Source organism: Vibrio sp. 10N.222.46.A1 (assembly GCF_041473595.1).
In the GTDB taxonomy this organism is placed as follows: Bacteria; Pseudomonadota; Gammaproteobacteria; order Enterobacterales; family Vibrionaceae; genus Vibrio; species Vibrio tasmaniensis_A.
The window spans coordinates 1-465 of record NZ_JBFRSN010000849.1 but is presented as its reverse complement, the minus strand read 5'-3'; the positions used below and the strand labels follow the sequence as shown (position 1 = coordinate 465).

Genomic DNA, 465 nt, shown 5'->3' with positions numbered 1-465 from the left:
AACCAGCAGGGAATGAAAATTCTGCTAAACCAGTAGGCGTTGCTTGCTTCATTTCTGCTTGGTCTTCTTTACCGTAGTTACGGAAAATCGAACCATCGGTTAAGATAATAAATAAGTCGGCATGGATTTTTTCAGCCAGTAATTCAGCCGTAAGATCTTTGTCAATGACGCACTCTACGCCAGTACTCTTACCTTGCTCAATACTCACGGGAACACCGCCGCCGCCACAAGCGATAACAAGGTTTTCTGTATCTAGAAGTGTTTCAATTTGCTGAATTTCAACAATGCTTTTTGGCATAGGAGAAGGCACAACGCGTCGGTAGTACTCGCCATCAGCTTTAAACTGCATTGTGCTTTGAGCCATTAATTCTTTAGCTCGTTGCTCTGTATATACAGGGCCAACAAATTTAGTCGGGTTAGCAAACGCAGGGTCTTTTTTGCATACTTCAGTTTGCGTGACTAGCG

The 465-nt window shown here is 43.4% G+C and carries 1 pseudogene; it reads right to left on the bottom strand.

Going from position 1 to position 465, the window contains the following annotated elements:
• A pseudogene (locus AB4496_RS20935) lies at positions 1 to 465 on the bottom strand (carbamate kinase); the annotation flags it as partial.